Origin of the sequence: Neobacillus niacini (genome assembly GCF_023715785.1) — a bacterium.
Classification (GTDB): Bacteria; Bacillota; Bacilli; order Bacillales; family Cytobacillaceae; genus Neobacillus; species Neobacillus niacini_E.
In genome coordinates this window covers 40,589-65,492 of the sequence record NZ_JAMBOX010000010.1, presented here as the reverse complement: position 1 = coordinate 65,492, position 24,904 = coordinate 40,589, and the positions used below count along the sequence as shown (strand labels likewise).

At 44.3% G+C, this 24,904-nt stretch carries 24 protein-coding genes; 16 read left to right on the top strand and 8 right to left on the bottom strand.

Annotated features, from left to right (window positions below):
• Window positions 1–179: 179 nt before the first annotated feature.
• From glpA to glpK, 6 genes are all read left to right on the top strand, one after another.
• Window positions 180–1,793, top strand: a complete 1,614-nt coding sequence (gene glpA / locus M3234_RS17650; RefSeq protein ID WP_262305972.1) for an anaerobic glycerol-3-phosphate dehydrogenase subunit GlpA — start codon at window positions 180–182, stop codon at window positions 1,791–1,793.
• Window positions 1,786–2,937: an FAD-binding protein gene (locus M3234_RS17645; RefSeq protein WP_262305971.1), complete on the top strand. Its 1,152-nt coding sequence runs from the start codon at window positions 1,786–1,788 to the stop codon at window positions 2,935–2,937. Before glpA ends, M3234_RS17645 begins: the two co-directional genes overlap by 8 nt.
• The gene (locus tag M3234_RS17640) at window positions 2,930–4,138 is read left to right on the top strand and encodes an anaerobic glycerol-3-phosphate dehydrogenase subunit C (RefSeq protein ID WP_262305970.1); all 1,209 of its coding nucleotides are present in this window, start codon (window positions 2,930–2,932) and stop codon (window positions 4,136–4,138) included. The genes M3234_RS17645 and M3234_RS17640 overlap by 8 nt, the downstream gene beginning before the upstream one ends.
• A gap of 154 nt (window positions 4,139–4,292) precedes the next feature.
• Entirely contained in the window at window positions 4,293–4,874 is a 582-nt protein-coding gene (locus M3234_RS17635) for a glycerol-3-phosphate responsive antiterminator (protein WP_262305969.1), read from the top strand.
• Between the two features lie 256 nt (window positions 4,875–5,130).
• Window positions 5,131–5,955, top strand: a complete 825-nt coding sequence (locus M3234_RS17630) for an MIP/aquaporin family protein (protein ID WP_262305968.1) — start codon at window positions 5,131–5,133, stop codon at window positions 5,953–5,955.
• 18 nt (window positions 5,956–5,973) lie between these two features.
• Window positions 5,974–7,464, top strand: a complete 1,491-nt coding sequence (gene glpK, locus M3234_RS17625) for a glycerol kinase GlpK (RefSeq protein WP_262305967.1) — start codon at window positions 5,974–5,976, stop codon at window positions 7,462–7,464.
• Between the two features lie 67 nt (window positions 7,465–7,531).
• Here glpK and M3234_RS17620 read toward each other — a convergent pair whose 3' ends face one another.
• Window positions 7,532–8,821 (bottom strand): NCS2 family permease, encoded by a 1,290-nt coding sequence (locus tag M3234_RS17620; protein ID WP_262305966.1) that lies wholly within the window; start codon window positions 8,819–8,821, stop codon window positions 7,532–7,534.
• Between the two features lie 185 nt (window positions 8,822–9,006).
• On the opposite strand from M3234_RS17620, the gene M3234_RS17615 reads away from it, so the two are divergent.
• Window positions 9,007–9,807, top strand: coding sequence for a VOC family protein (locus tag M3234_RS17615; RefSeq protein ID WP_262305965.1), 801 nt, complete (start codon window positions 9,007–9,009; stop codon window positions 9,805–9,807).
• 46 nt (window positions 9,808–9,853) lie between these two features.
• Here M3234_RS17615 and M3234_RS17610 read toward each other — a convergent pair whose 3' ends face one another.
• Together M3234_RS17610 and M3234_RS17605 are read right to left on the bottom strand one after the other, a co-directional pair.
• Window positions 9,854–10,042 carry a hypothetical protein gene (locus M3234_RS17610; protein WP_262305964.1) on the bottom strand — a complete coding sequence of 63 codons (189 nt, stop codon included), beginning with the start codon at window positions 10,040–10,042 and terminating at the stop codon, window positions 9,854–9,856.
• 115 nt (window positions 10,043–10,157) lie between these two features.
• Window positions 10,158–10,940, bottom strand: coding sequence for a GNAT family N-acetyltransferase (locus M3234_RS17605; RefSeq protein ID WP_262305963.1), 783 nt, complete (start codon window positions 10,938–10,940; stop codon window positions 10,158–10,160).
• A 152-nt stretch (window positions 10,941–11,092) separates the two neighbouring features.
• On the opposite strand from M3234_RS17605, the gene M3234_RS17600 reads away from it, so the two are divergent.
• From M3234_RS17600 to M3234_RS17590, 3 genes are all read left to right on the top strand, one after another.
• Window positions 11,093–11,776, top strand: coding sequence for a response regulator transcription factor (locus M3234_RS17600; protein WP_262305962.1), 684 nt, complete (start codon window positions 11,093–11,095; stop codon window positions 11,774–11,776).
• Window positions 11,769–12,863 carry a sensor histidine kinase gene (locus M3234_RS17595; protein ID WP_262305961.1) on the top strand — a complete coding sequence of 365 codons (1,095 nt, stop codon included), beginning with the start codon at window positions 11,769–11,771 and terminating at the stop codon, window positions 12,861–12,863. Before M3234_RS17600 ends, M3234_RS17595 begins: the two co-directional genes overlap by 8 nt.
• Before the next feature lie 104 nt (window positions 12,864–12,967).
• On the top strand, window positions 12,968–13,894 hold the full coding sequence (locus M3234_RS17590; RefSeq protein WP_262305960.1) for a D-alanyl-D-alanine carboxypeptidase family protein: 927 nt from the start codon (window positions 12,968–12,970) through the stop codon (window positions 13,892–13,894).
• A gap of 44 nt (window positions 13,895–13,938) precedes the next feature.
• Here the strand turns inward: M3234_RS17590 and M3234_RS17585 are convergent, their stop codons facing one another.
• Window positions 13,939–15,138, bottom strand: coding sequence for a CynX/NimT family MFS transporter (locus M3234_RS17585; RefSeq protein ID WP_262305959.1), 1,200 nt, complete (start codon window positions 15,136–15,138; stop codon window positions 13,939–13,941).
• 222 nt (window positions 15,139–15,360) lie between these two features.
• Between M3234_RS17585 and desA the strand changes: the two genes are divergently transcribed.
• Window positions 15,361–16,392: a Delta(5) desaturase DesA gene (desA, locus tag M3234_RS17580; RefSeq protein WP_262305958.1), complete on the top strand. Its 1,032-nt coding sequence runs from the start codon at window positions 15,361–15,363 to the stop codon at window positions 16,390–16,392.
• A gap of 78 nt (window positions 16,393–16,470) precedes the next feature.
• Entirely contained in the window at window positions 16,471–17,007 is a 537-nt protein-coding gene (locus M3234_RS17575) for a response regulator (RefSeq protein ID WP_262305957.1), read from the top strand.
• A 49-nt stretch (window positions 17,008–17,056) separates the two neighbouring features.
• Here M3234_RS17575 and M3234_RS17570 read toward each other — a convergent pair whose 3' ends face one another.
• Window positions 17,057–17,647, bottom strand: coding sequence for a guanylate kinase (locus tag M3234_RS17570; RefSeq protein WP_262305956.1), 591 nt, complete (start codon window positions 17,645–17,647; stop codon window positions 17,057–17,059).
• Between the two features lie 430 nt (window positions 17,648–18,077).
• On the opposite strand from M3234_RS17570, the gene M3234_RS17565 reads away from it, so the two are divergent.
• The gene (locus M3234_RS17565) at window positions 18,078–18,623 is read left to right on the top strand and encodes an RNA polymerase sigma factor (protein WP_262305955.1); all 546 of its coding nucleotides are present in this window, start codon (window positions 18,078–18,080) and stop codon (window positions 18,621–18,623) included.
• On the top strand, window positions 18,613–19,725 hold the full coding sequence (locus tag M3234_RS17560) for a hypothetical protein (RefSeq protein ID WP_262305954.1): 1,113 nt from the start codon (window positions 18,613–18,615) through the stop codon (window positions 19,723–19,725). Before M3234_RS17565 ends, M3234_RS17560 begins: the two co-directional genes overlap by 11 nt.
• 50 nt (window positions 19,726–19,775) lie before the next feature.
• Here the strand turns inward: M3234_RS17560 and M3234_RS17555 are convergent, their stop codons facing one another.
• The 3 genes from M3234_RS17555 to M3234_RS17545 all read right to left on the bottom strand — a co-directional run bounded on the left by M3234_RS17555 (window position 19,776) and on the right by M3234_RS17545 (window position 23,070).
• Window positions 19,776–21,698, bottom strand: coding sequence for an endonuclease MutS2 (locus M3234_RS17555; protein ID WP_262305953.1), 1,923 nt, complete (start codon window positions 21,696–21,698; stop codon window positions 19,776–19,778).
• 419 nt (window positions 21,699–22,117) lie between these two features.
• Window positions 22,118–22,240 carry an anti-repressor SinI family protein gene (locus M3234_RS17550; protein WP_262305952.1) on the bottom strand — a complete coding sequence of 41 codons (123 nt, stop codon included), beginning with the start codon at window positions 22,238–22,240 and terminating at the stop codon, window positions 22,118–22,120.
• 131 nt (window positions 22,241–22,371) lie between these two features.
• A complete protein-coding gene (locus M3234_RS17545) occupies window positions 22,372–23,070 on the bottom strand; it encodes a response regulator transcription factor (protein WP_262305951.1) in 699 nt (232 codons plus the stop codon).
• A gap of 156 nt (window positions 23,071–23,226) precedes the next feature.
• Between M3234_RS17545 and M3234_RS17540 the strand changes: the two genes are divergently transcribed.
• Window positions 23,227–23,541, top strand: coding sequence for a hypothetical protein (locus M3234_RS17540; RefSeq protein ID WP_262305950.1), 315 nt, complete (start codon window positions 23,227–23,229; stop codon window positions 23,539–23,541).
• 101 nt (window positions 23,542–23,642) lie between these two features.
• Window positions 23,643–24,881 carry a beta-ketoacyl-ACP synthase II gene (fabF, locus tag M3234_RS17535; protein ID WP_262305949.1) on the top strand — a complete coding sequence of 413 codons (1,239 nt, stop codon included), beginning with the start codon at window positions 23,643–23,645 and terminating at the stop codon, window positions 24,879–24,881.
• Window positions 24,882–24,904: the final 23 nt, after the last annotated feature.

Below are 24,904 nucleotides of genomic sequence, written 5' to 3'. Positions count from 1 at the left end.
TTCGTTTTTAAACAACTAAATTTGGTATTCTTAACGTAGAAAATATGATAACCGGCATGGAGACTTGGAGAGGCCATAAAAACAAACGGGAAAAAGTTCGAATGATTCCTGTGTGTTTTTTTGGTCTTTTTTGCATGCAAAAAAAACCCTTTGTATTAATGGATTTGGAGGGAAATGAGATGGGATTGACATTGGAAACAGAAGTGATTGTCATCGGCGGGGGGATGACAGGGGCAGGCGTGCTCCGTGATTTGGCATTAAGGGGATTGAAAGCAATATTAGTCGAGCAGCAAGATTTGGGTCATGGAACATCAACAAGGAATCATGGCTTACTGCATTCCGGTGCGCGCTATACGGTCCGTGACGAAGAGGCCGCAATCGAAAGCTATCGTGAGAATCTGATTTTGAAAAAAACCATCCCTGGCTCTATTGAGCAAACCGGCGGATTATTCGTCAAAGTGCCCGAAGACGAGAATAGCTATGTTGAAAAGTGGCTTACCTCATGCAAACGTGTAGGGATTCCCGTTCAAGAAATATCAGTTGCCGACGCCTTAAAGCAAGAGCCTTACTTAACTAAGGAAATCCAGGCAGCCTTTCGGGTTCCTGATGGTGCTGTGGACTGTTTTACAATGGTGGTTGATGTCGTCGCCGATGCGGTAAGACATGGGGCAAAAGTGTTGACGTATCATGAAGTTGTGGATATCTTAACCGAACAAAACCGAGTGAAAGGTGTTCGGGTCCGTGATTCTTTTTCAGGAGAGGAAAAGGAGATTTATTCACAAATGGTGGTAAATGCATCGGGTCCTTGGGGAACGAAGCTTGCCCAAATGGCCGGAATCCCATTAAAAATAATTAATAACAAAGGCATGCTTGCGATTTTTAGTCATCGCTTTAATAAGCAGGTCATTAACCGGCTTAGGCTGCCGGGGGATGCTGACATTTTTGTGCCTGCCCATAACGTAACTATTTTTGGAACGACCGGCATCAATGTGGAAGACCCGAATGATTTCTCCCTAGACCGGCAGGAGTTGGAAGGAATGCTGGCGGAGGGGAAGAAGCTAATCCCAACCATAAACGAGATGCGCCTGATTCGGGCCTTTAGCGGCAGCCGCCCGCTTTATCAGGAAGTGGCAGCATCCGATGCAAGTGGCAGAAATGTAACCAGAGGGATTGCACTCCTCGACCATTATAAACGTGATGGCTTAGATGGTCTGATCACAATCACTGGCGGGAAATTAACGACCTTCCGTTTTATGGCGGAAAAAACGGTTGATTTAGTTTGTGAAAAACTGGGGGTAAAGGCAGTTTGCACCACGGATCAGCAGGCAATTCCGCATCGCAATGCTGGTGAGTTTTTTAAGAATGCGGATATTGCGCCCGCGGCAAAAAACAAGCTGTTCAACTGGGCTGGAACAAATGCCCCAAAAATTGAATCCTCTTTACAGGAATCCAAGGTTATTGTTTGCGAGTGTGAGCAGGTTACATGGGCAGAAATCGAAGCGGTTTTACCGGAAGGTGGCCGTTTTCATCTGGGGGATGTTCGGCGCAGAACACGCCTGGGCATGGGACCTTGTCAAGGAACCTTTTGTAATCACCGTGCCGCTGCGCTTGCGGTTGAGAAAAAAAAGGCAACGATTGGAGAAGCAGAAAGGGCTATTCACCACGCTATTTCTGAAAGGAAAAAAGGAATGGATGTCGTGGCAACTGGGGAGACAGCCAAACAATTACAGTTAATGGAGACGATATATAAAGTTTCGTTAGGAATGGGAGAGGAGGACGTGCAATATGTATGATGTTGTGGTAGTAGGTCAAGGATTATCAGGCATGTTAGCCGCCATTTGGGCAAAGGAACAAGGATTCAGTACGGCGTTGACTGCAACTGGTACAGGGAAAATCATGCAATCAACCGGGGTAATGGACTTGATTCCCGGCTCTTCGGGGGGATTAGAGGACTGGGTTCATTTTTTTCAGATTGATGGTTTTAGGAAATCACAACTTTCGGAAGCAATTGACCAATTTAAGGCTCTGACAAACAAATTAAACTATTCATATAAAGGGGAGCTGGACCACCCCATATCCATTGTGACAGGTTCAGGCCATACAAAAAAAACGTTCTTGTACCCTGAAACGATTTCGCCGCTTCCTGATAAAGGCCATGTCGTTATAATTGGTTTCGAGGAAATCGTTGATTTTCAACCAACATACGTCATGAAAAATTTAAAAAGGTCGTGCCCAGCACTTTCTGTCGATGCAATCAAGATCCAATTAGGGGAACACTCCCAGCGCACGATGTCACAGCTGGATGCAGCACGATTGCTGGATCAAAAGGAAATTCGCAGTCACTGCATTAAACAGATTAAAGAACAGATGACAAACAGAAACATTTCTCAGCCAAACCTGTTTGTTTTTCCGGCCTCTCTCGGGGTGGAAAACTGGAAAGAGACAACCGGGCAGTTTTCTGTTGAACTAAAAGCACCAGTTACAGAGGCACCAGGAATGCCGCCAAATACGACAGCGATTCGCCTCAATGAAAAATTAAAAAAAGAAGCAGTTAAACTGGGCGTCAGATTCTACGCCGATACAACCGTTGTCGGCTGTGAACTTGAGGGCGATGAAGTTAAGTCATTGAAAATCAAAACATCCAATCAAATGACAGACCTATGCGGAAAGCATTTTATCCTTGCAACCGGAGGGATTCTGGGCGGCGGATTGCAGGTGACCTCCAGCGGCATCAAGGAAACAGCATTAGGGCTTGAAACGGATCGTACAGGTGCACTCCTTCATTGCCCTGTCAATCTCTATCCCGTTGGAGCCAGTATGGGAACGCAGATGACGCTTAATGGGATCACGGGCGGCGTATTTACCATTTTCTCGATTCGTGAAATGATCGGGAAAATGGATCAGAAACAAATGCTGGGAGGGATCGTCAGTGCGTAATCTGCCATTTTTTGAAGATACATTTGACAAGTGCCTTAAATGCAATGCCTGTGTCGCCAGCTGTCCGGTTGCCAATACGACGCTGGAATTTGGCGGTCCCAAGCATCTTGGTCCCGAGTTAAAAAGATTGATGGACAATCAAACCATTATTGATGACAAATCCATTGAATATTGTACGCTATGCACCACCTGCGATATGTCCTGTCCTGAAGGAGTCCATGTCTCCACATTGACGGCTTATGCCAAAGCCATCCACGCGGACATGTCCGGAACAAAATTTCGCGATTGGGTCTTAAGCAATGCCGAAATGGTCGGCAAGCTTGCCTCCTCCTTTGCGCCAATTACAAATTTGGCGATGGGGATGAAACCAGTCAGAAAAGTAATGGAATGGGTAATGGATATCCCTTCAGAAAGGCAGTTCCCGAAATATCGCTTTAAAAATTTCAACCGCATTTACAAGAAGAAAGAGGCTCAAACAGAACGGAAGGTCGCCTATTTTGCGGGCTGTTCTGCGACGTACAATGCCCCGGAAGTGGCGATGAGCTTTATCAAAGTAATGGAGTACAATGGCATTGATGTCGTGAAGCCTGACCAAAAATGCTGCGGTGTTCCGATGTTCGCCAATGGAAAAATGAAGCAGGGACTGAAAAATGCTAACGATAATATCAACAGCTTTTTGGCGTATACACGTCAAGGCTATGATGTTGTATTAACATGTACCAGCTGTACAATGGCCTTTAAAAAGGAATACGTCTCATACCTTGGCACCGAGGAAGCAAAAGAGCTTGCCAGCCATGTTTATGATGCCGACGAATATTTACGGATTTTAAAGGAAAACGATGAACTGAACATGGAACTGGCACCGATGAAGGAGAGGGCCGGATACTACGCCCCTTGCCATATGAAAGCCCAAGGGATAGGCAACCCGGCAATGGATATTTTAGAGCTGATTCCCGGATATGAAATTCAGGATGTGGGGGCAGGCTGCTGCGGCCAATGCGGCACATTTGGTTTTAAAACCGAAAAGTACGATGTTTCCATGAAAATTGGCCGGCCGATGGCGGAGGCTGTCAAGGAAGTGAATGCTAACTATACTGTGACAGAATGCGGAATGTGTAAAAATCAGCTTGATCAATTGACCGACAAGCCAGTAAAACACCCAATGCAAATTTTAGCGGATGCCTATGAAAGAGCAAATTAAGGAGTTTAAGGTAGTAAAGGGAAATGATAGTCGATGGTGGAACGGTTTCTAGTAACTATATTCATAATTTCTACATTTTTAAGCTTTGTAAAGTCGCCAATAGTTATAAAAAATTTAGTAAAATAATGGTAGAGTTTGATAGGGGGGGAAATCGATGTGCTTTTATGGGCAGAAGGTATTACCGGCCATACGCAAAATAGAGAATGTCGAAAAAATGATGCACAGCAATTATAACTATTTTGTGATTATGGAAATGCATATTTCCAGACTAAAACCCATTTTCCAAATGGCTGCAGCTAATAATAAAAAGTTGTTCGTCCATATGGACCTCATCCATGGGCTAAAAAATGATGAGTTTTCTACAGAGTATGTTTGCCAAGAATATAAACCGTTTGGTCTCATTTCTACCAAGGGAAGCGTTATTATAAAGGCAAGACAAAAAGGGGTAAAATCCATTCAGCGCCTATTTTTATTGGATTCAAGCTCAGTTGAAAAAAGCATAGCTCTAACAGAGCGGACACAGCCGGATTACATTGAAGTGCTGCCGGGAATCATGCCGAAAGTGATTAGAGATATTCGAAATCGGACAGATAAAGAAATTTTTGCCGGAGGTTTAATCGATTCCATTGAAGAAGTAGAACAAGCCTATCTGGCTGGAGCTACATCGATTACCACATCTAACCCCGAATTATGGAAATATTTTGAGCCGACAAAGAGTAACCACCTGCCCAGTTAATCAACCTTTCTTAAAATGCATTCGTGACTTTGGCGAATGCTTTTTTTCTTCAACAATTAAAATATATCAATATTGTGAACATGATTGACAGCGTTTACAGTCACCTATTATACTCTTAATTAAGTTGATAATATGTGATGGAGATCTAGGAGACTCACGATAATATCCCTTACTAATGGGATTGTTCGTTGTGTCTCCTTTTTTTTTGCCTCATATTTATTTACTTGCAGTGTTAAAAAAAGAGGAGGCTTCTATTATGACAGCATTTTGGGGTGAACTGGTAGGAACGGCAATTTTAATTTTGTTTGGGGCAGGCGTTTGTGCAGGCGTAAACCTGAAACGCTCGCTTTCCAACAGCAGCGGATGGATTGTTATTACCTTTGGTTGGGGCTTGGCAGTTGCCATCGCGGCTTATTCTGTGGGGAGTATAAGCGGCGCACATCTTAACCCGGCCTTGACAATTGCCTTAGCATTTACAGGTGATTTTGCTTGGAGTCAAGTACCATCCTATATTATTGCACAAGTGCTAGGTGCCATGATTGGTGCAACACTTGTGTACTTTCATTATCTTCCTCATTGGAAGGTTACTGACGATCCGGGTGCAAAGCTTGGTACTTTTGCAACGGGTCCATCCATTCCATACACGTTTGCAAACTTAATTAGTGAAATGATTGGTACCTTCGCACTTGTTTTAGGTATTTTAGCCATTGGGGCAAATAAATTTACAGACGGTTTAAATCCATTAATCGTAGGTTTCCTTATCATCAGCATTGGTTTGAGCTTAGGCGGAACAACTGGATATGCGATCAACCCGGCACGTGACTTTGGACCAAGATTGGTGCATGCACTGCTTCCGATTCCAGGTAAAGGTCCTTCCAACTGGGGCTATGCGTGGATTCCGATTGTGGGGCCAATCCTTGGTGGAAGTCTTGGAGGATTATTTTATAAAGCAGCATTTTTAGGAAAACCAACAACAAGCCTATGGGTTATCATCGCTTCGATCGTGGTGGTTCTTGTCGCAGCATCCTTTATGGGCAAGAAGCCTCAGGAAATGACAGTTGTAGAAAAAATAAGCGCTTAAGAAAAGGGGACTAAACCTATGGAAAAATATATTTTGTCATTAGATCAGGGTACAACAAGTTCACGTGCGATTCTTTTTAACAAAAAAGGAGAGATTGTCCATGTAGCTCAAAAAGAGTTCACACAGATTTTTCCGAAGCCGGGCTGGGTAGAGCATAATGCCAATGAAATTTGGGGCTCCATATTAGCAGTGATTGCTTCTTGTTTGGCAGAAGCAAATGTAAAACCGGAACAAGTAGCCGGAATCGGGATTACAAACCAGCGGGAAACTGCAGTCGTTTGGGATAAAGAAACAGGACAGCCCGTTTACAATGCCATCGTATGGCAATCCCGCCAAACAGCAGAAATTTGTGAAGAATTAAAAGCAAAAGGCCATGACCCATTATTCAGAGAAAAAACCGGATTACTAATTGATGCCTACTTCTCCGGAACAAAAGTAAAGTGGATTTTGGACAACGCGGAGGGTGTACGGGAAAAGGCCAACCGTGGTGAATTGTTATTCGGTACCATCGATACATGGCTGATTTGGAAGCTTTCTGGGGGACAAGCCCATGTAACCGACTACTCCAATGCTTCTAGAACATTAATGTACAATATTCACGAGCTTAAGTGGGATGAACAATTACTTGAAATTCTTACAGTACCAGCATCTATGCTTCCAGAAGTTCGTCCTTCTTCAGAAGTATACGGTATGACCGTCGATTACCACTTCTTCGGCTGCAATGTACCCATTTCCGGTGTTGCCGGTGACCAGCAGGCAGCGTTATTCGGACAGGCCTGCTATGAAACAGGTATGGCGAAAAACACGTATGGAACTGGCTGCTTTATGCTGATGAATACTGGTGAAAAAGCAGTAAAATCAGAGAATGGTTTATTAACAACCATCGCATGGGGCATTGATGGAAAAGTTGAATATGCCCTAGAGGGTAGTATATTTGTGGCAGGATCTGCGATTCAATGGCTCCGTGATGGCCTCCGCATGTTTACTAACGCAGCAGAGAGTGAGAAGTATGCAACAAGTGTAGCATCGACAGATGGAGTATACGTGGTTCCGGCATTCGTCGGATTAGGCACTCCATATTGGGACAGCGATGTCCGAGGTGCAGTGTTTGGATTAACCCGGGGCACATCGAAAGAACATTTTGTTCGGGCAACATTGGAATCGCTCGCATACCAAACGAAGGATGTCCTGACCTCGATGGAGGCCGATTCCGGAATCCAACTCAAAGCATTGCGTGTTGACGGCGGTGCGGTGGCCAATAATTTCTTAATGCAATTCCAAAGTGATTTATTAAATGTGCCAGTACAGCGTCCGGAAATTAAGGAAACAACCGCGTTAGGTGCAGCATACCTGGCCGGATTGGCAGTAGGGTATTGGGATAGCAAAGAAGAAATTGCTGCTCAATGGTATATGGATCAATCATTTACACCAGACATGACTGAAGAGCAACGGGATGAACTTTATACAGGATGGAAGAAAGCAGTAAATGCTGCTCGGGCGTTCAAATAAAAGAAGTTTAAAATAAAGGAAGCCGAAAATAGGCAATAAGCTTATTTTCGGCTTTTGTGTTTAATTTCTACCCAACCGAATGCAGCAAGAAATTGGTCAGGAACAGGAACGATATGATATAGATGGATAGGGAAAGCTGCTGTTTTTTGTTGGTAAACAGCTTTACCAGCGGGTAAGCGATAAATCCGAACGCGATCCCATCAACGATGCTGTAGGTTAGCGGAATCATAATAATCACCAAAAATGCCGGAAATGCCTCGGTAAAATCGGTGAAATCGATATTGACGATATTGGTCAGCATCAAGCCGCCGATAATAATTAGGATTGGCGCGATTGCTGTTGCCGGAACTATTTTGATTAATGGCATGAAGAATAGTGATGCTAGGAATAGCAATCCTGTTACCACAGAGGTTAACCCTGTTCTTCCGCCTGCCGTAATTCCTGCCGCGGTTTCCACCGTCGAAACGGACGGACTTGTGCCGAACAGGCCGCAGACAATCGTTGATATAGAGACGGCTTTAAGTGACTTCCCGTTCTTTTCCGGTGCCTCGAGCATACCGTCTACCTGCGAATGCAAAAGGCCGATATTTTCAAAAACAAGCACTAACACTAATGAAAAGGCCGCTGTCCAGAACGGAATGGTGGCAATTTTTCCAAAATCGACACTGAGGAAAACATCCTTGTATTCCGTGAAGGAAACCAAGCCGCTATCGATTCCCGAAAATCGAACCAGACCAAAAAAGTAGGAAACAATCGTCCCGAGGATAATGCTAATTAAGAAATTCCCTGGCACCTTTTTTAAAAATAAAAACAACGTGATGACCAGGTTGATCAACGAAGCAAGAACAACGGGCGATGCCAAATTGCCGAGCGCGACGAAGTTCGTCGGGTTCCCCACGATGATCCCGCTTTTTTGCAAGCCGATGAAGGCGATGAATAGGCCAATCCCGACGGAAATCGATTCTTTTAACGAAGTTGGAATCGCCCTCGATAAGATGGTTGATAGTTTCGTAAAGGCAACAATCACGAACAGGATGCCGGAAATGACAACCGCTCCCAACGCCTCCATATAGTTCAGCCCCATTGAACCGACAATCGTATAGGTAAACAAAGCGTTTATGCCCATTCCTGGTACGAGGATCAATGGCGCGTTGGCGATAAACGCCACTAATATACAGCCAACCAGCGAGGCAAGGACGGTTGCGATAATTCCGGCTTCAAGCGGAATTCCGGCATCCTGGAGGATACTCCCGTTAACGGCAATAATATAGACGATTGAAAAAAACGCCGTTAATCCCGCGACAACCTCCTTTTTCAAATTCGTACCATGCTGCTTAAGTTTGAAAACTCCCTTCATTTTTTACTCACACTTTCTTGTGTGTCCCTCTCCCACCCGCATTAAGTTTAATAGTTTTTTTCGTTTAACTTATGCCGGGGAATATTATAACACAGAATTTGGGAGAGGTAATCAATGGAGGTGATTTCCAATTTCTTGCGTAGTAAAATGAGTAATAGAAACGAACATAGGAAGAGGTGTCCAAAATGCAATTTTCATTCGATCATTTGGTTTGGTTTTCTAAGAAGCCGGAGGATGCCATCGCCCCGCTTGAACAGTTGGGAATACGTGTAATCCGGGGCGGCAGGCATGAAACGTGGGGTACATATAATACACTGAGCTATTTTGGGTTAAGCTATCTCGAATTTTTGGGAATCGAAGACCTGAAACTGGCGGAAACTCACCACGAGAACCGCCTTATAACCCACATCGTGGAGCGGCTCCCCAAAGAAAACGGCAAGGGGCCGGCAACCGTTGCGATTCGCACAGACAGAATGGAGGAATTGGCGGAAAGGCTGAAACGGGAAGGTTTGACAGTTTACGGCCCAATTCCCGGAGAGCGGGTCCGCACCGATGGGCAAACAATCAGATGGTCGCTGTTATTTCCGGAACTCGACTCTGAGGGGCTGAAGCTGCCGTTTTTTATCCAATGGGAAAAATCCGATGAGGAACGCTTGGCGGAATTTCAGGAGCAGGCTCTGCTTAACGGGCAGCCTAAATTCGAAAGCGTTGGTGTAGCAGTCCATGACCTAAACAAAACCGCAGCGGCCTGGGGTAAACTCCTCAACCTTAACCCAACCGAGGAATTCATCGACCCTAACCTGAATGCCAGATGCAGAAAATTAACCCTGCAGGGAACGGAACTGCTGTTTTGCAGCCCGCTTGGGGATGGCCCGGCAGCTGACGTACTAAAACAAAAGGGCGAAACACCTTTTCTGATTGCGTTATCCGAAACAAGGAAAACTCAATTTTTAGAAATGCTGAACGGCTACTGGCAGTTCCAATAAAAAAATCAAACCCCACCTCGTCTGAAATCATGAAGTGGGGTCAACTTTAAGCTTTCTCAGGAACTTGCTTTTCCCGCTCCAGCTCAAACGCAGTGACAATATAAGCAAATCCGTTCATCAAGAAATAGATCACATTGGATTGTACCCGATCTGATTCCCCTAAATAGGTATTTGCAATGATGAAAAATGAATACAAAACGACAAAGAATAATGCGATTTTGTTAAAGATAGCCATCTGTATACAACCCCTTTACTAGGATACTTATTTAAGCATATTTGTCTTTAGCCTATTTTATGCAACAGGCCGGATCATCCGTGCTTGAAAGTATCCTCACAAAGGGAATTCTATTCTATCGATACATCGTCCACTTGCCGATATCTTTAAAGCCTAACCGCTTATAAATGCGGCCTGCCTCCGGGTTATCGTAAAACAGGCAAAGCGTTTTCCCTTCGTCGAGGACAACTTTGAATAGTTTTTGCATAATCGCTGTCGCCAGGCCCTGACGGCGATATTCTTTGTGAGTGCAGACGCCGACAATCATTGCCGAGATGGAATTTTCCGCAGTCGTCGAGACGCAAGCTGTCATTACATCTTGGTCCTCAGTATAATAGGTTCTGCCAGTCTTGGTTTCCATCGCCTGCTGCAGCATCGCGCGGGCATCGCTGCGAATATGGAATTCCTCGATTGTTTGCCGAAGCTCGATGATTCGGTCCACATCCTCAAGAGTTGCCTGTTTAATTTCAGCTTCATTGGTACCCAGGTTTTCGTCAGAGCGGCACTCGGCAAAGTAGGTTACTTGTTTTAAACCAAGTTGCAGTTCCCCAGAAACTTCAAATTTTTCCACAATATCGGACTTCCCGGATAGGAGAATTGGTTGGTTGAATTGTTTCATGATGGAAACAAACCCGTTTAAATCGAATTCCCCCTTTGCATAGGGGATGAACGATTGATGGTATCTTAGCAGTACCGCTTTAATCGCGTCCTGTTCGTCGAAATCACACCAAAGTTCTTGAAACTCCGAGGAGTATCCGAACGCTTCGATGTCTCCGATGATAAAAAGATTGATAGAAGGTTCTTCGCTTAAAAAAGCAAGCACCTGCTCATGATCGCGCTCTGTTAGCTTTCTAATCACGCTAAATTCCCCCTTTACTTTTTAATAGATTAAAGGTACAATCCGGAAATTTCAAGCCATTTTTTGGCCCAACTTCCAATAAGTGCATCATCCCGGCATACCTGCTATACTTGTGGTGATTATTCCAAAAAATTCCTCAGGGAGACTAGAAAATGAGACATATTTTAATAGTCGATGATGATAGAGAGATTGTGCAGTTGATTGCGATTTATTTACAAAATGAAAGCTTCAGAGTTTCCAAAGCGCATAATGGCGAGGAGGCCTTGGCAATTGTTGACCGAGAAAAAATTGACCTGATGATATTGGATGTGATGATGCCAAAGCTGGATGGATTGGAAGTGTGCCGGAGAATTCGGTCCAGGAATCACGTCCCGATTTTGATGATCAGCGCCAAATCGGAGGATATCGATAAAATCACCGGATTGATGAGCGGGGCCGATGATTATTTGACCAAACCATTTAACCCGCTGGAATTGGTGGCACGTGTGAAAACGTTGATTCGCCGGGCCTATCTCTATCAGGAAGAGCAGCCCGAAGAGGAAGTGATTCGCCTCGGGAGCCTTGAAGTGAATAAGACGTTCCATAGAGTAACGGTGAACGGGAAGACCATTCCCTTAACGGCAAAAGAGTTTGACATCCTCTTTTTAATGGCTTCCCACCTTGGGCGGGTTTTTAGCAGCGAGGAGATTTTTGAGCAAGTTTGGAAGGAACGCTATTTTCAAGCTAACAATACAGTCATGGTCCATATTAGCAATTTGCGCGAGAAGCTGGAAAAAGAACTTGGCTACAAGCTGATCAAGACCATTTGGGGAGTGGGATATAAAATTGATGGCTAAAAAATCGGCTTCTCCATTTGTCAGGCTCGTTATCGTTGTCTTAATTTGTATCCTGAGCGCCGCAGCGTCCACAGCCTTGCTGGGGTACCTCGTCAAATTAATCTATTACAATGTCCGGTTCCCATCGGAACTGAATTATTTCATTACCCAAACCTATGCAAACTATGGATTTTGGAATCTATTCTTTAGCGGAATGGCGATTCTAACACTTCTATACTTTGCTTTTTGGATGGCAAAACAAATTGCATACTTTAAACTGATCAGTCAATCGATTGAAAAATTGGCAGAAGGGCAGTTTGACCTTGATCTTCCGGTTAAAAAACGGGGGTCCTTAACGGAGGTTGCCCAAAATCTAAACCAGGTGAAAGGGCAGCTGGAGTCGTTAATCGAAGAGGAAAAGCGGGCCATCCGTACCAAAAACGAACTGGTGACGAATGTTTCTCACGATTTGCGGACTCCGTTAACCTCGATCATCGGCTATCTGAGGTTAATCGAAGAGGACCAGTACCAAGATGAAGTGGAGCTTCGCTATTATGTCGATATTGCCCATGAGAAAGCAAAACGGCTGAATCTCATGGTCAATGATTTATTCGAGTTTACCAAAATCAATAACCGGGAAGCGGTGCTCCAAACTGTTTGCTTTAGTTTAACGGAACTGTTGCGCCAGCTTTCAGCGCAATTTATTCCCGAACTAAAAGCAGCGTCGATGGAGATGGAACTGCATGCACCCGAACAGGAAATCATGATCGAGGCGGATCCGGATAAATTGATGCGGGTGTTTGAAAACTTAATTTCTAATGGGATTAAGTATGGCAGGGATGGCAAAAAAATCGACCTGTTTGTCGAGGGAAAAGAGGCCCAGGCCATTGTGAAGGTGGCCAATTACGGCGAACCGATTCCCGCCCAAGCTCTGCCGCTTATTTTTGAAAGAATGTACCGCATCGAGCAATCGCGGTCAGAAGCGACTGGCGGCACCGGACTCGGGCTGGCGATAGCCAAAGGGATCGTGGAGATGCACAACGGAGACATCACTGTCACAAGCAATGAACGGGAAACGGTTTTTCAGGTGCGTTTGCCGCGACATTAAAGACTACTTAAGTAATCTTTAGGTTTTCTTTAGGTTTAGTTTCAGTTCTCTTTAGAAATAATGGCTATATTTGGATTAGACCATTATATCTGGGAGTGCTTTATATGAAAAAAATAAAAACAATAATTATAGGATTAATTGTCTGCGTCATGTTAGTTCTGGGGCTGCAAGGCATGCAAGCACTGCGGGATAACCAGCAGCTGCAGCAAACACAGCCTGATGAACTGAAACTGCAGGAAACAGATAACAGAAGCATATTCATTAGAGGAGAAGCGGGTCTATTGCTTGAAATGGACTCCGGTAAGGTCCTTTATGAAAAAAACAAACATAAGCGGTTGTTTCCGGCAAGCACGACGAAAATTTTGACCGCGTTACTGGCAATTGAAAATGGCAATCTGGATCAGCAGATTACAGTTGGCAAAGAGGTTCGGGTAAAAACACCCGGTGAAAGCACGGCATGGCTGAGGGAAGGCCAGGTCCTCACTCTAAGGGAATTATTGGCGGGGTTAATGCTGCCTTCCGGGAATGACGCGGCCCGAACCATCGCCATCTATACGGCAAAAACAAAGGGAGGCCAGCTTTCCGAAGAAGAGGCATTGGATTATTTTGTTGACATGATGAATGAGCGGGCGAAAAAACTGGGCGCCGAGAATTCTCATTTTATGAATCCAAATGGATTGCATCATCCAAACCACTATTCGACAGCCCATGATTTGGGCTTGATTGCAAAAGCGGCCATGGCGAATCCCGCTTTTAAAGATATTGTCAGCAGCAAAATTTTTTCCGATGAAAGGATTACATACCAAAATCGAAATCAGCTGCTTGATGACAATGGCCCGTTTTATTTTGAGGGAGCCAATGGCATCAAGACCGGGTTTACCAACGAAGCTGGCTACTGCCTGGTATCGTCTGCCGAACGGAACGGGAGCAGATTCATTGCTGTTGTCTTAAAGTCTGACAAAGACAACATTTGGAATGACTCTATTTCCTTATTAGAGAAGGGATTTGCATCAGAATACGTCAAAAAGTAATCTAATAAAGGCACCTCCCACGTTGTGGTTGGTGCCTTAAAAATTTATACAAACCTATTGCGCCCGGATAACATACTGAAGCACATCACCAGAACTGAGATGAGAATCAAGGTAATCAACGGCATGGTCCATAAATGGGTGGCATCATATAAAATGCCTATCAATGAAGGCCCGACTGCCGCCAAAATGTAGCCGGTGGATTGTGCCATCCCTGATAGCTCAACGGCTTGGCCTGCATTTCTGGCTCGAAGTCCAATGTAGCTTAATGCCAAAGGAAAACTGCCGCCTAGGGTAATCCCGATAAAAAGAATGCTTCCATATAAAATGACCGGGGACGAGCCTAACCATAAAGCTGCATAACCGACGAGCGAACACAAACTTAGCGTGAAGGCAATCCATACTTGGGAACGATACCGTCCTGCAATGACAGGGATGAAGAAGCTCGCGGGCAGCCCGATTAGCTGCATAATGGAAAGCATCCAGCCTGCTTTCTCCATGCTCATGCCATGGCTATGTAAAATTTCCGGGAGCCACGAAATTGTCACGTAAAATAAAAATGATTGAAATCCCATAAAGGCCGCCACCTGCCAGGCGAGCGGCGAGCGCCATACCCCGGTGGAACCAGACTGAGTTCTGTCAATTTCTTTCCGGTTTCCTTGATTTCTTTTTACAATGGCAGTCCAGACAAAAATGGCTGCCAGGGCCGGAATTCCCCAAACAAGCAAGGATCCCTGCCAGCCAAGGTTCATGCCGACGGCCAATGGAACGCTAACACCGGAAGCCAATGAGGCAATCAATCCCATCGAGGTCGAATACACACTTGTCATCAGGCCAAATTTTTGCGGAAATTTATCCTTGCAGATGGCCGGCAACAGCACATTCCCAATGGCAATCCCGACGCCAATTAAAAAGGTGCCGGAGAACAAGAAAAGTGTCAGCGGGATGGAGCGAATCCCGATTCCTGCGAGCAGAATCATTAATCCTGCAAGCAATGTCAGCTCATTGGTGATCCGTCCGGCGATTTTCGGCACAAGCGGTGACATGATGGCAAACACAATTAACGGCAGGCTCATCAACAAACCTGCGCTCCAGTGCGCCAGCCCGACATCCTTCTGAATCATGCCGATCAGCGGCCCCATCGAGGTAATCGTCGGGCGCAAATTAAACGCCACTAGGACAATCCCGACCACAAGCAAATAAATATATAACGATTTCGGTTGAGCATACTCTTTTTGCGACTCCACTCGAAGAACCCCCCTAAGCTGAAAAACTTTATAAATTATAACATAAAAGGGGTCAGACCCACAGAACGGTAAAAGCCGCGGCTTTCTTGCGGTCAAATTTCAGGCGAAATGATTGCATATATGACATTTATCATGCCCAGCACATGACACCTGCTACTAACAAGATCGAATTTCTTCCTTCATAATGATGTTAACGACATTACGAGAAGGGAATTTGATTATATGACAGTAGAAAATACGAAAAATTTGAGAAAACAAGTTGCCCCTTTTGAAAAAGCAACGGCAAAAGAAAGTGTTTGGCAAATGATCAACACAATCGTACCATTTTTTATCCTATGGTATCTTGCCTATATAAGCCTATCCGTTTCCTATTTGTTAGCATTAGTTCCAATCGTGATGGCTGCCGGCTTCTTGGTAAGGATATTCATTATTTTTCACGACTGTACCCATTATTCCTTTTTTAAAAGCCGCCGCGCCAATCGGATTGTTGGAACGTTTACGGGTGTTTTAACGTTATTCCCATTTGAGCAATGGGGGCATGACCATGCCATCCACCATGCGACAAGCGGAAACTTGGATAAGCGGGGGACAGGGGACATTTGGACCCTTACAGTGGATGAATATTTGGCTGCACCACTAAAACTACGATTAGCTTATCGTTTTTACCGCAATCCTTTCGTTATGTTTGGCTTGGGCCCAATTTATCAATTCCTGCTTAAAAACAGATTTAACCATAAAGGTGCCAAACAAAAGGAACGTAACAATACCTATTTAACGAATATTTTAATCGTTGCCTTCATAGGATTACTATGCTGGGCAATCGGTTGGCAGTCGTTTCTGTTGATTCAAGGCTCGGTATTCATGATTGCAGGGGCAGCAGGCATTTGGTTGTTTTATGTGCAGCACACGTTTGAAGATTCCTATTTCGAAGAAGACAAAGATTGGGAATATGTCAAAGCTGCAGTGGAAGGAAGCTCCTTCTATAAGCTTCCAAAAGTTTTGCAATGGCTCACAGGAAATATTGGCTTTCATCATGTGCACCATCTAAGCCCAAGGGTGCCAAACTATAAACTTGAAGATGCGCACAATAACACGCTTCCTTTAAAAAATGTACCAACTATAACACTTGCAACAAGCTTAAAATCACTGCGTTTCCGTTTATGGGATGAGGAAAATAAGAATTTTGTAAGTTTCAAGGAAGTGAAAGGCTTAGCAAAAAGCAGTGTTTCAACCCAAGTAAAACCTGAACTATAAACAACACCATTTAAGGTAGACTCTCCTTAATGGGGGAGTCTCTGCTAAGTACATCTGCCAGATAAGGAGAGAACATCAATGATTACAATTGTCATTGCAGAGGAACAAGAAATGCTGTTAGGGGCAATTGAGTCCCTGCTTAATCTGGAAGATGATATGAAAGTGGTAGGGCAGGCCAGCAATGGAGAAGAGGCTATAGCGCTTGTGCGCCGGCTGCAACCGGATGTTTGCATCATGGATATTGAGATGCCTGAAAAGAGCGGACTTGAAGCGGCGGAAGCTTTAAAGTCGGTTGGATGCAAGGTCATTATTTTAACAACCTTTGCAAGGAAAGGCTATACTGAGCGGGCAGTAAAGGCAGATGTCAGGGGCTATTTATTAAAAGATAGTCCAAGCGAGGAGTTAGCAAGCTCGATTCGCAGCATTATGGATGGTGAGCGAATTTTTTCTTCCGAACTTATCGAAGAAGCTTCCGGTGTATTCGAAGGAGAAATGGGAGGACAGCTGGAAAATCCCAGCATCCATCAAACCTCTATTCAGAAAAGAAACACAATCGGAATGGTTAGAAATTATTTTTCAACCATCATGGAAAAAATAAAACAGCCAACAGGGTAACAGGCATCATCCACTAGCTGGATGGTGCCTGTTTGTATTTTTACTGGGTTTAATAATCGGTAACGGTGAGATTTCGGTCCAAATAGGATTCAATTAATTCGCTTACTTGGTAAGAAACCTGCGGGGAATCAAAATTTTCAAATGCGTGTTCACAGTTGTTTTTATAACCCATAATTTCGTCATAATGGCTCATATGCCGCTCGATGACTTCATCGCTGTCCTGCCGGATTTTTTGCCTTTCGATGACCGTGTCGCGGTCAGCGTATACGAAAATCCGTACAACATGGTTACCGTACATCTGTTTTAATTTATCGGCGCCTTCGGGATTCAATGTTAAATAAACGAGTTGATGGTTTTTAAAGGCATCAACGATATCCTGTTCACGAATTCCATAATGGATGCCATCGATTTCAACGCTTTCGATAAATTCTTGCTGTGCTTGAATCTGCTTGAAGGTTTCTTCTGTGACAAAGTGATAGTCTTCACCATCTTTTTCATAATGCCTAGGGGAACGTGTAGTGTAGGAGAGGACAGTTTCCATGTCAAACGCGGTTGCGACCATTTTCGCAATCGTTTTTCTTCCGGAGCCATCGGGTCCTGTATAAACGAATATCAGTTCTTTTCCTTTGATTTGGTACATAGAAGGGCCTCCTTTTAAATTGGATGAAAAAAGTAAATACGACCTATTATCTGAAGGAGAATTATCAAAGGTGAAGTGGGTCTGCTATTATTATAGCAAAACGGCAACCCATTGGGAAAGTTTGGATTGGAAAAGTGAGAAAAAGGTACCAGGAGTTTTTTTGAGGGGGAGATTCTATAGTACCTAGGTATGACTGGTTTGTCTAAATTGTGAACTTTGTAGATATATTAAAAAATTGTAGATATCCGCTATAAATTTGTAGATATATTTGAATAATTGTAGATATCCATTAAAAATTTGTAGATATCTTTGAAAAATGGTAGAAATCGGATGCTCGGTTCTTTTATCATTTTTTCAAATTCATGCAACGATTTTACAATTAATAAGGTCGTACTTTATAGAAGGCTATTGAGGGGGATGTGGTTTCTGATTGGGTATTCAAAATAACGGTTATAACATAAATAGCCCAGTGGAATTCACTAGGTTTTGTGAGGATGTGGGCCCCGAAGCGTTTCGCTTGGCACTGTATTGGGCCGGAAATAGGGATGAAGCAGAAGATATTGTGCAGGAAGCATTCTTGCGGACCTGGAAATCTGGCAAAGATGTCCGTGTGAACCTGAAGGGCTGGTTTTTCCGAATATTGTGGCATGTCTTTCTTGATAAAAGAAAAACCGCTTCCCAAGAAACGCTTCAAGACTTGGAGTGGAAGAGCTCGGATGTGCATTCGTCCTATCAGAAGGTAGATGACCGCGGTGAAATTGACTGGCTTCTTCAAACAGTAGCGGAGGATGACCGCCATTTGCTTGCGATGCATTATTCGGCAGATTTAACTTTTCGGCAGATGGCCGAAATCACCGGGATGCGGGAAGGAACGATTAAATCGCGAATTCACCGGACACTTAAATCGATCCGTAAGCGGCTGCCAAAGGAATATAAGCACCACTTTGGAAAGGAGCGGACAAAACATGAATCATGACCCTGCTAGATTTGGGACAGGAAGGGACCCTGCTGAATTAAAGGTTGAAAACAGGCTAAGAACCTATTTTCAAAAAGAAATCAGCCACTATCCTGATTTTGCAAAAATGGCGGAACAAGCCATGGCAGAAGGTGATGCCATGCCGGACACAAGTGTTAGGGTGCACTCAAAAACAAAATCTTGGCACCAAACGGTAAAAAAAATGTTTCTTACTGCAGCTGCACTAGTATTGGTGTTTGGCCTGCTGAAATTAAGTTTCCATGCTATTCCAAGATGGCAGGCATTTGCCTTTGCGGCCGTCCAGTCCATCCCATTTGCGGATCATCTTATTTCCGAACAGGATGTCGGCCTCCTGCGGGAGGCGGAAAAAGGGAATATTCAGGCGCAGCAGCTGACAGCAACGGTTGATCGGTTCCGTATCGACATCCTCGGAACCTATGCCGACAGCAACCGCACCGTTGTATTTTTCCAACTATATCCTCCGGAGGTAAAGCCTTATGCAGAGAAAGGCAGCTGGATGCCGGAGAATATAAGATTGGTCGATCAATTTGGTATACCCCGTGACAAGTCCTATAGCGTGAGTTTGGATACCAATACTTATAAGGGAAATATTGAATTTTCTGCTGTACCGGGCTGGCTGCGCACTCTTGGTGTCCGGTTTCAGTTAGAAATAGGGGCATTGAATTGGACGAGTGACAAGGCCGATTTTTCAACAAATAAGACAGGGCCTTGGACGATGGAATGGGTGCAGGAATGGCGGGATGCCGAGAAAACGATTCATCCAGGAGCCACTGTATCTAATGAGGAAGTAGTAATAAAGCTTAACAAGGTAACATTGACCCCAAGTTCAACAAAGTTAGACTATACAGCACAATATAAAAAATCCGTCGTACAAGAAAATTTGGAAATGTACCTTGAAAAAGCCTCAGACGGCACCCGTTATCCATTCCTTTCCAGCGGTTTTAGAACCAGCGGATTTACTAAGGCAGGAACGGGGGATATCCTTTTTCCGCCGCTTGAAGGAGCCGGTGACTATCGGTTGGTCATCGAGAGGACAGGTGGAGTCGAAGGGAAATGGGTTCTTCCATTTACGGTTCAATGAAGCTAGGGACGGTTCGCTGCTTCCATTGAAGAGCAAACCGTCCCTTTGTTTCAATCATGTTCAATCGTGATGTTTTCGTCATGTCGTTTTGAGAGAATTTTGCTTTTCTTGCGATTTTCTTTCGTTTCAAAAATAATGTCAAAATCATAGTCTTCCGGATAAAGTTCGCTGGCAGCGATGTAAAGGCTGATTCGTTTATAGTTGACCGTCTGCTTCTCGCCTTTCATCTGGACAACATAGTTTCCAAGTGGGTCCGGTCCCGTATAAACAATGCCAAACTCACCGCTAGGCGAGATTTTTACGTTATCTCCTTGGCAGTAGTGCGTTACTTTCGTTTCTGTCTTCACGGCCTTCGGTTTGTCTTTAGACTTATTGATGATGATTTGTTTTTCCAAGTCACGCCGCTTCCAGGCGTCCATTGCCTCGATTTGATACTCTTTCTCTTCTTTATAGGTAATGGCGTGGGCACGTTCAATGATTTTTGGATGCATGCCCAGCTTTAAGGCGATAGCAAACGCTTGGCTCTCGCCACCGCGGCCAATAATTAACCGGTAAGTTGGGCTTAAAGTGGTCAAATCAAATTCCATCGAACCGTTAATAAATCCTTCATGTATCTCGGCAAATTCTTTGATCTCGCTGTAATGGGTTGTTGCAAAAATGACGGCGCCTTTATCATACAGCATCTCGAGGATGGAGGTTGCCAAACCCATTCCTTCACCTGGGTCCGTGCCAGAACCGAGTTCATCCAGCAGTACCAGGGTCCGGTGGTTGGCTTCTTTTAAAATTTCTATAATATTGACGATCCTTGAGCTAAACGTACTCAGATTGTCGGCAATGCTTTGCCCATCACCGATATCGACGAGGATACGTTCAAAGATACTGATCCTGCTCTCCTTTGCGATCGGAATGTGCAAGCCGCATTGCACCATCAACGTTAACAATCCGACTGTTTTGATCGTCACCGTTTTACCGCCTGTATTTGGCCCGGTAATCACAAGCGCCTGCTGCTCTCCGGTCAATTGAACCGATAGCGGGACTGCTTTTTCTCCCAAAAGCGGGTGCCGTGCTTCAATCAATTGAATTTCACCAGATTCATTGATACCGACATTGGTTCCTTTGATTGCTCGGCTATACTTGGCCTTGGCGAATAAAAAGTCATAATGGACCATCGTTTCAACTGCCAAGCGGAGTTGATGTTCCTGTTCCTCGACCAGGCCGGTCAGGTAGCTCAACACCTTTTGCTCTTCGATTTCTTCGTCGGCCAGCAGCCAGGTTAATTGATCTTGAAAAGTCGCAATTTCTTCCGGCTCGATAAACAGGGTGGCACCAGAGGCAGAAGAGTCTAGCACGGTTCCTTTTATTTTTGTGCGGTACTCTTTTTTAATCGGAATCACATAACGTCCATTCCGTTGGCTCACGACATTTTCCTGCAGATACACCTTATACTTGTTGGAGCGCACCAGCTGGAGCGTTTTTTCCTTTAACCGCTCCTCCTGAATCGAGATTTGTTTTCTGATTTTCAATAATTCCTTGCTCGCATAGTCATCAACCCGGCCATTGCGGATGCAGCGGATGACTTCACTCGCCAGACCGGGCAGCTCATCGATTACATCGATATAGGCAGAAACCCGTGGTGCAATATATTCCTTATCCTTCATATATCGGCGCATCTTGCCGCAGCAATCTAAGAAATCATAAAGCTTCATGAACAAATCAGCCTTTAACACGGCCCCTTTATTCAGATTCCCCAGTAGCTGCTCCATTCCGTCCAACCCGTGAACCGGGACGCTGGCGCTCTTTTTCAAAATCTCGACTGCTTCCGATACTTCATCCAGCCATGCTTCGATTTGTCGTTTATTAGAAGAAGGTGTAAGGCGCTCGATTTTAGCTCTGCCTTCTTTCGTCAATGCATATTGGGCGATGGCGTCCTTGATTTTATTGAATTCCAAAGTGTTAAATGTATGCTGATTCAACTTGAATTCCTCCTAAAATAAAAATAGCCGCAATGAACAATGTCATTGCGGCTTTAATACATGGGGGAGTTGACTACCGCCCATGTCCATACCTAAATTAATCCAAAATAAAAACTGTCTACAAAAAATGTACACAGCAGCATTGGAAGAAAGAATGTATGCCTATGTCTGCCATTGTTCTTAACCTCATTCCCAAACCATCATCAAATAAACCTTCATCGTCTGATTTTAAAAAAACGAAAAGGCCTGATGGGAATGACTCTATCCAATTGATTGGATTAGTTAAGAACGACACCTAACATAAAACATACTCCTTTTACAGAAAAACAATATTTACCTTTAAAGGATACAACAGGATGGAAGTGCTGTCAATGGGCGCAGCAGGAGTCGGGTACGAAAGGGGCAATCCCCACACATTGTTACTTCGTCAACACCTGGCTATCCCTGTTTGAATTTTGCGTTAAAAACTCTTTAATTTCTTCAATTGTCAGGCCCAATTGCTTTGCTTCTATAATGAGTTTAATCCATTCCTGGTCTAGCATGGAACTGCCACTCCTTCCATTTTTCAGTCTTCCTACATTTACTACTACGAATGTACTACTTCTACGATATAGCAAATAGGTTAAAAACAGGTTAAAAAATGGAAGATTTTTATTTATCAAAAAAGTGATTTTTATAGTTTAGAAAAAGGCATCGGGCAGAAAAATTTATAGCCGAAACCCCTTATCGTTTGAATATATTGCGGACTTTTTGGGTCATCCTCAATCTTTTTCCGGAGTGTGCTTAAATTGACAAGCACTGTTTTTAAGTCTGCATCGGAACTGTATCCCCATAACAGCTCATATAACTGCTCGGCACTAAAAATTTGATTGGGATGCCGGGCTAAATAGAAAAGCAGCCGTTTTTCTTTGGTGAAAAGCTCGAGAAGTTTTCCATTTTTGTAGACGGTTTTATCAGAAAAATTGATGGTAAGATTACCGAGAGTCAAGATATTAGAAGCCTGAGGAGTTAATCTTCTGAGGTTAGCCTTGATTCTGGCTATTACCTCAGGGGGATCAAACGGCTTGGTGATATAGTCATCACAGCCAATTTCAAACCCTTGAAGGATGGAGGTTTTGGTTTTTTCACCGGTAATAAAGATCAGAATGCCATCTGAACGTTCCCGATACTTGCGGGCAAGGTCAAATCCGCTTTTATCCGGCAGCTTTAGATCGAGCAAAACAATAGTAGGAGTTATTTCTTCCATTAGTTTCAAACCATCTGCCGCATTTGTTGAAGAGAACACTGAAAATCCTTCCCGCTCAAGATAAAGACGCAAAATTTCATTAGTCGAACAATCATCTTCGACGATTAAAATAGTGAAAGACCTCATAGGACATTCCTCCTTCAAAAACAAATCTCTCAACCTATCTAAAATATAGCACAATGGTCGCATAAACTTCCAATACTATCCAAAATCAATGACCATCAGTGTCGAACCATGGTACTATTGAGCCGGGATGGAGTTTTTTGGTAAAGGGTGTTTTTGATGAAGTGGAAATTACCTGCTGTATTCACAATTTTCGTCATCACTAGTGTTTTTTTAACAATCCCTTTAGTATCAGTAGACACAAATCACGCCGCTTATAACGGAGTGATAAAGGTTTCCGAGCTTTCAAAAGAAAATATCATCAATCTGGATGGCGAATGGGAGTTTTATTGGCGACAGCTTTATACGCCCAAGGATTTCCGTCAGAATCGTCTTCCAGCCTATCAGCAGTTTGTAGATGTACCGCATACATGGTCCGGCACAAAAATTGCGGGTAAGCAGTTGCCGCGCTTCGGTTATGCAACCTACAATTAATGCAGAAACCAAATGCTTGATTATTTGCGGTTTAACACCATACACCTTACAATGAATCCAATGGAATCGGCAAGAGTATAGGAAATGGAGAGGGATTGGAAATGAAAAAAAGAGTCGTGATTACCGGGTTAGGGGCAGTGACACCGTTAGGCAATGATGTTGTGACCACATGGGAAAATATTAAAAACGGGGTGTCCGGAATCGGGCCTGCCACCATCTTTGATACAGACAAAGTCGATGTCAAAATTGCAGCGGAAGTAAAAGGATTTTCACCCGAAGAATTTATGGATAAAAAGGAAGCGAGAAGGATAGGCCGTTACAGCCAATTTGCAGTGGCCGCAAGCAAGATGGCCGTAAAGGATGCAGGCATTGAAATTGGCGTCGATATTCCCGCCGAAAGGGCAGGGGTTTGGATTGGTTCCGGTATTGGCGGCTTGGGCGAGTTCGAGGAGCAGCACCGAAAGTTTATTGAGAAAGGCCAAAGACGGGTCAATCCATTTACGATTCCGATGTTTATTCCCGACATGGCCGCAGGGCAGGTTTCCATCGAATTGGGCGCAAAAGCGATTAACAATTGCTCGGTTACCGCATGTGCATCTGGAGCCAACTCGATTGGTGATGCCTTCCGGGTGATTCAAAACGGGGATGCCGACCTGATGATTTCCGGCGGTACCGAGGCGACGATTACTGAGATGACTGTTGCTGGGTTTTCCAATATGACTGCGCTTTCGAAAAATCCCGATCATCACAACGCAAGCAGGCCTTTTGATAAAAATCGTGATGGGTTCGTGATCGGTGAAGGTGCAGGAATTCTTATTTTAGAAGAGTTGGAGCATGCGCTGGAGAGGGGCGCCAGCATCTATGGAGAACTGATTGGGTATGGGGCGACAGGGGATGCCCACCATATTACGACTCCGGCACCGGAAGGAGAGGGGGCTCAGCGAGCGATGAAGCAGGCATTGGCAGATGCCGGAATTTCACCGAATCAGGTTGACTATATCAATGCACATGGAACGTCGACTTTTTATAATGATTTGTATGAAACGCTCGCCATCAAGGAGGTTTTCAAGGAGCATGCCTACCAGTTGGCCATCAGTTCAACGAAATCGATGACAGGACATTTGCTTGGGGCTACCGGGGCCATTGAGGCGATCTTTTCGCTATTGGCCATCAAGGAGGGGATTATCCCGCCGACGATTAATTACGAAACACCTGATGAACAGCTTGATTTGGACTATGTCCCCAATACAGCGAGGAAGAAAGAAATCGATGTAGTTCTATCAAACTCACTGGGATTTGGCGGCCATAATGCTTCCCTGATTTTTAAAAAATATAGTTAGAAAAAAGTGCCTGACCTCCGCTG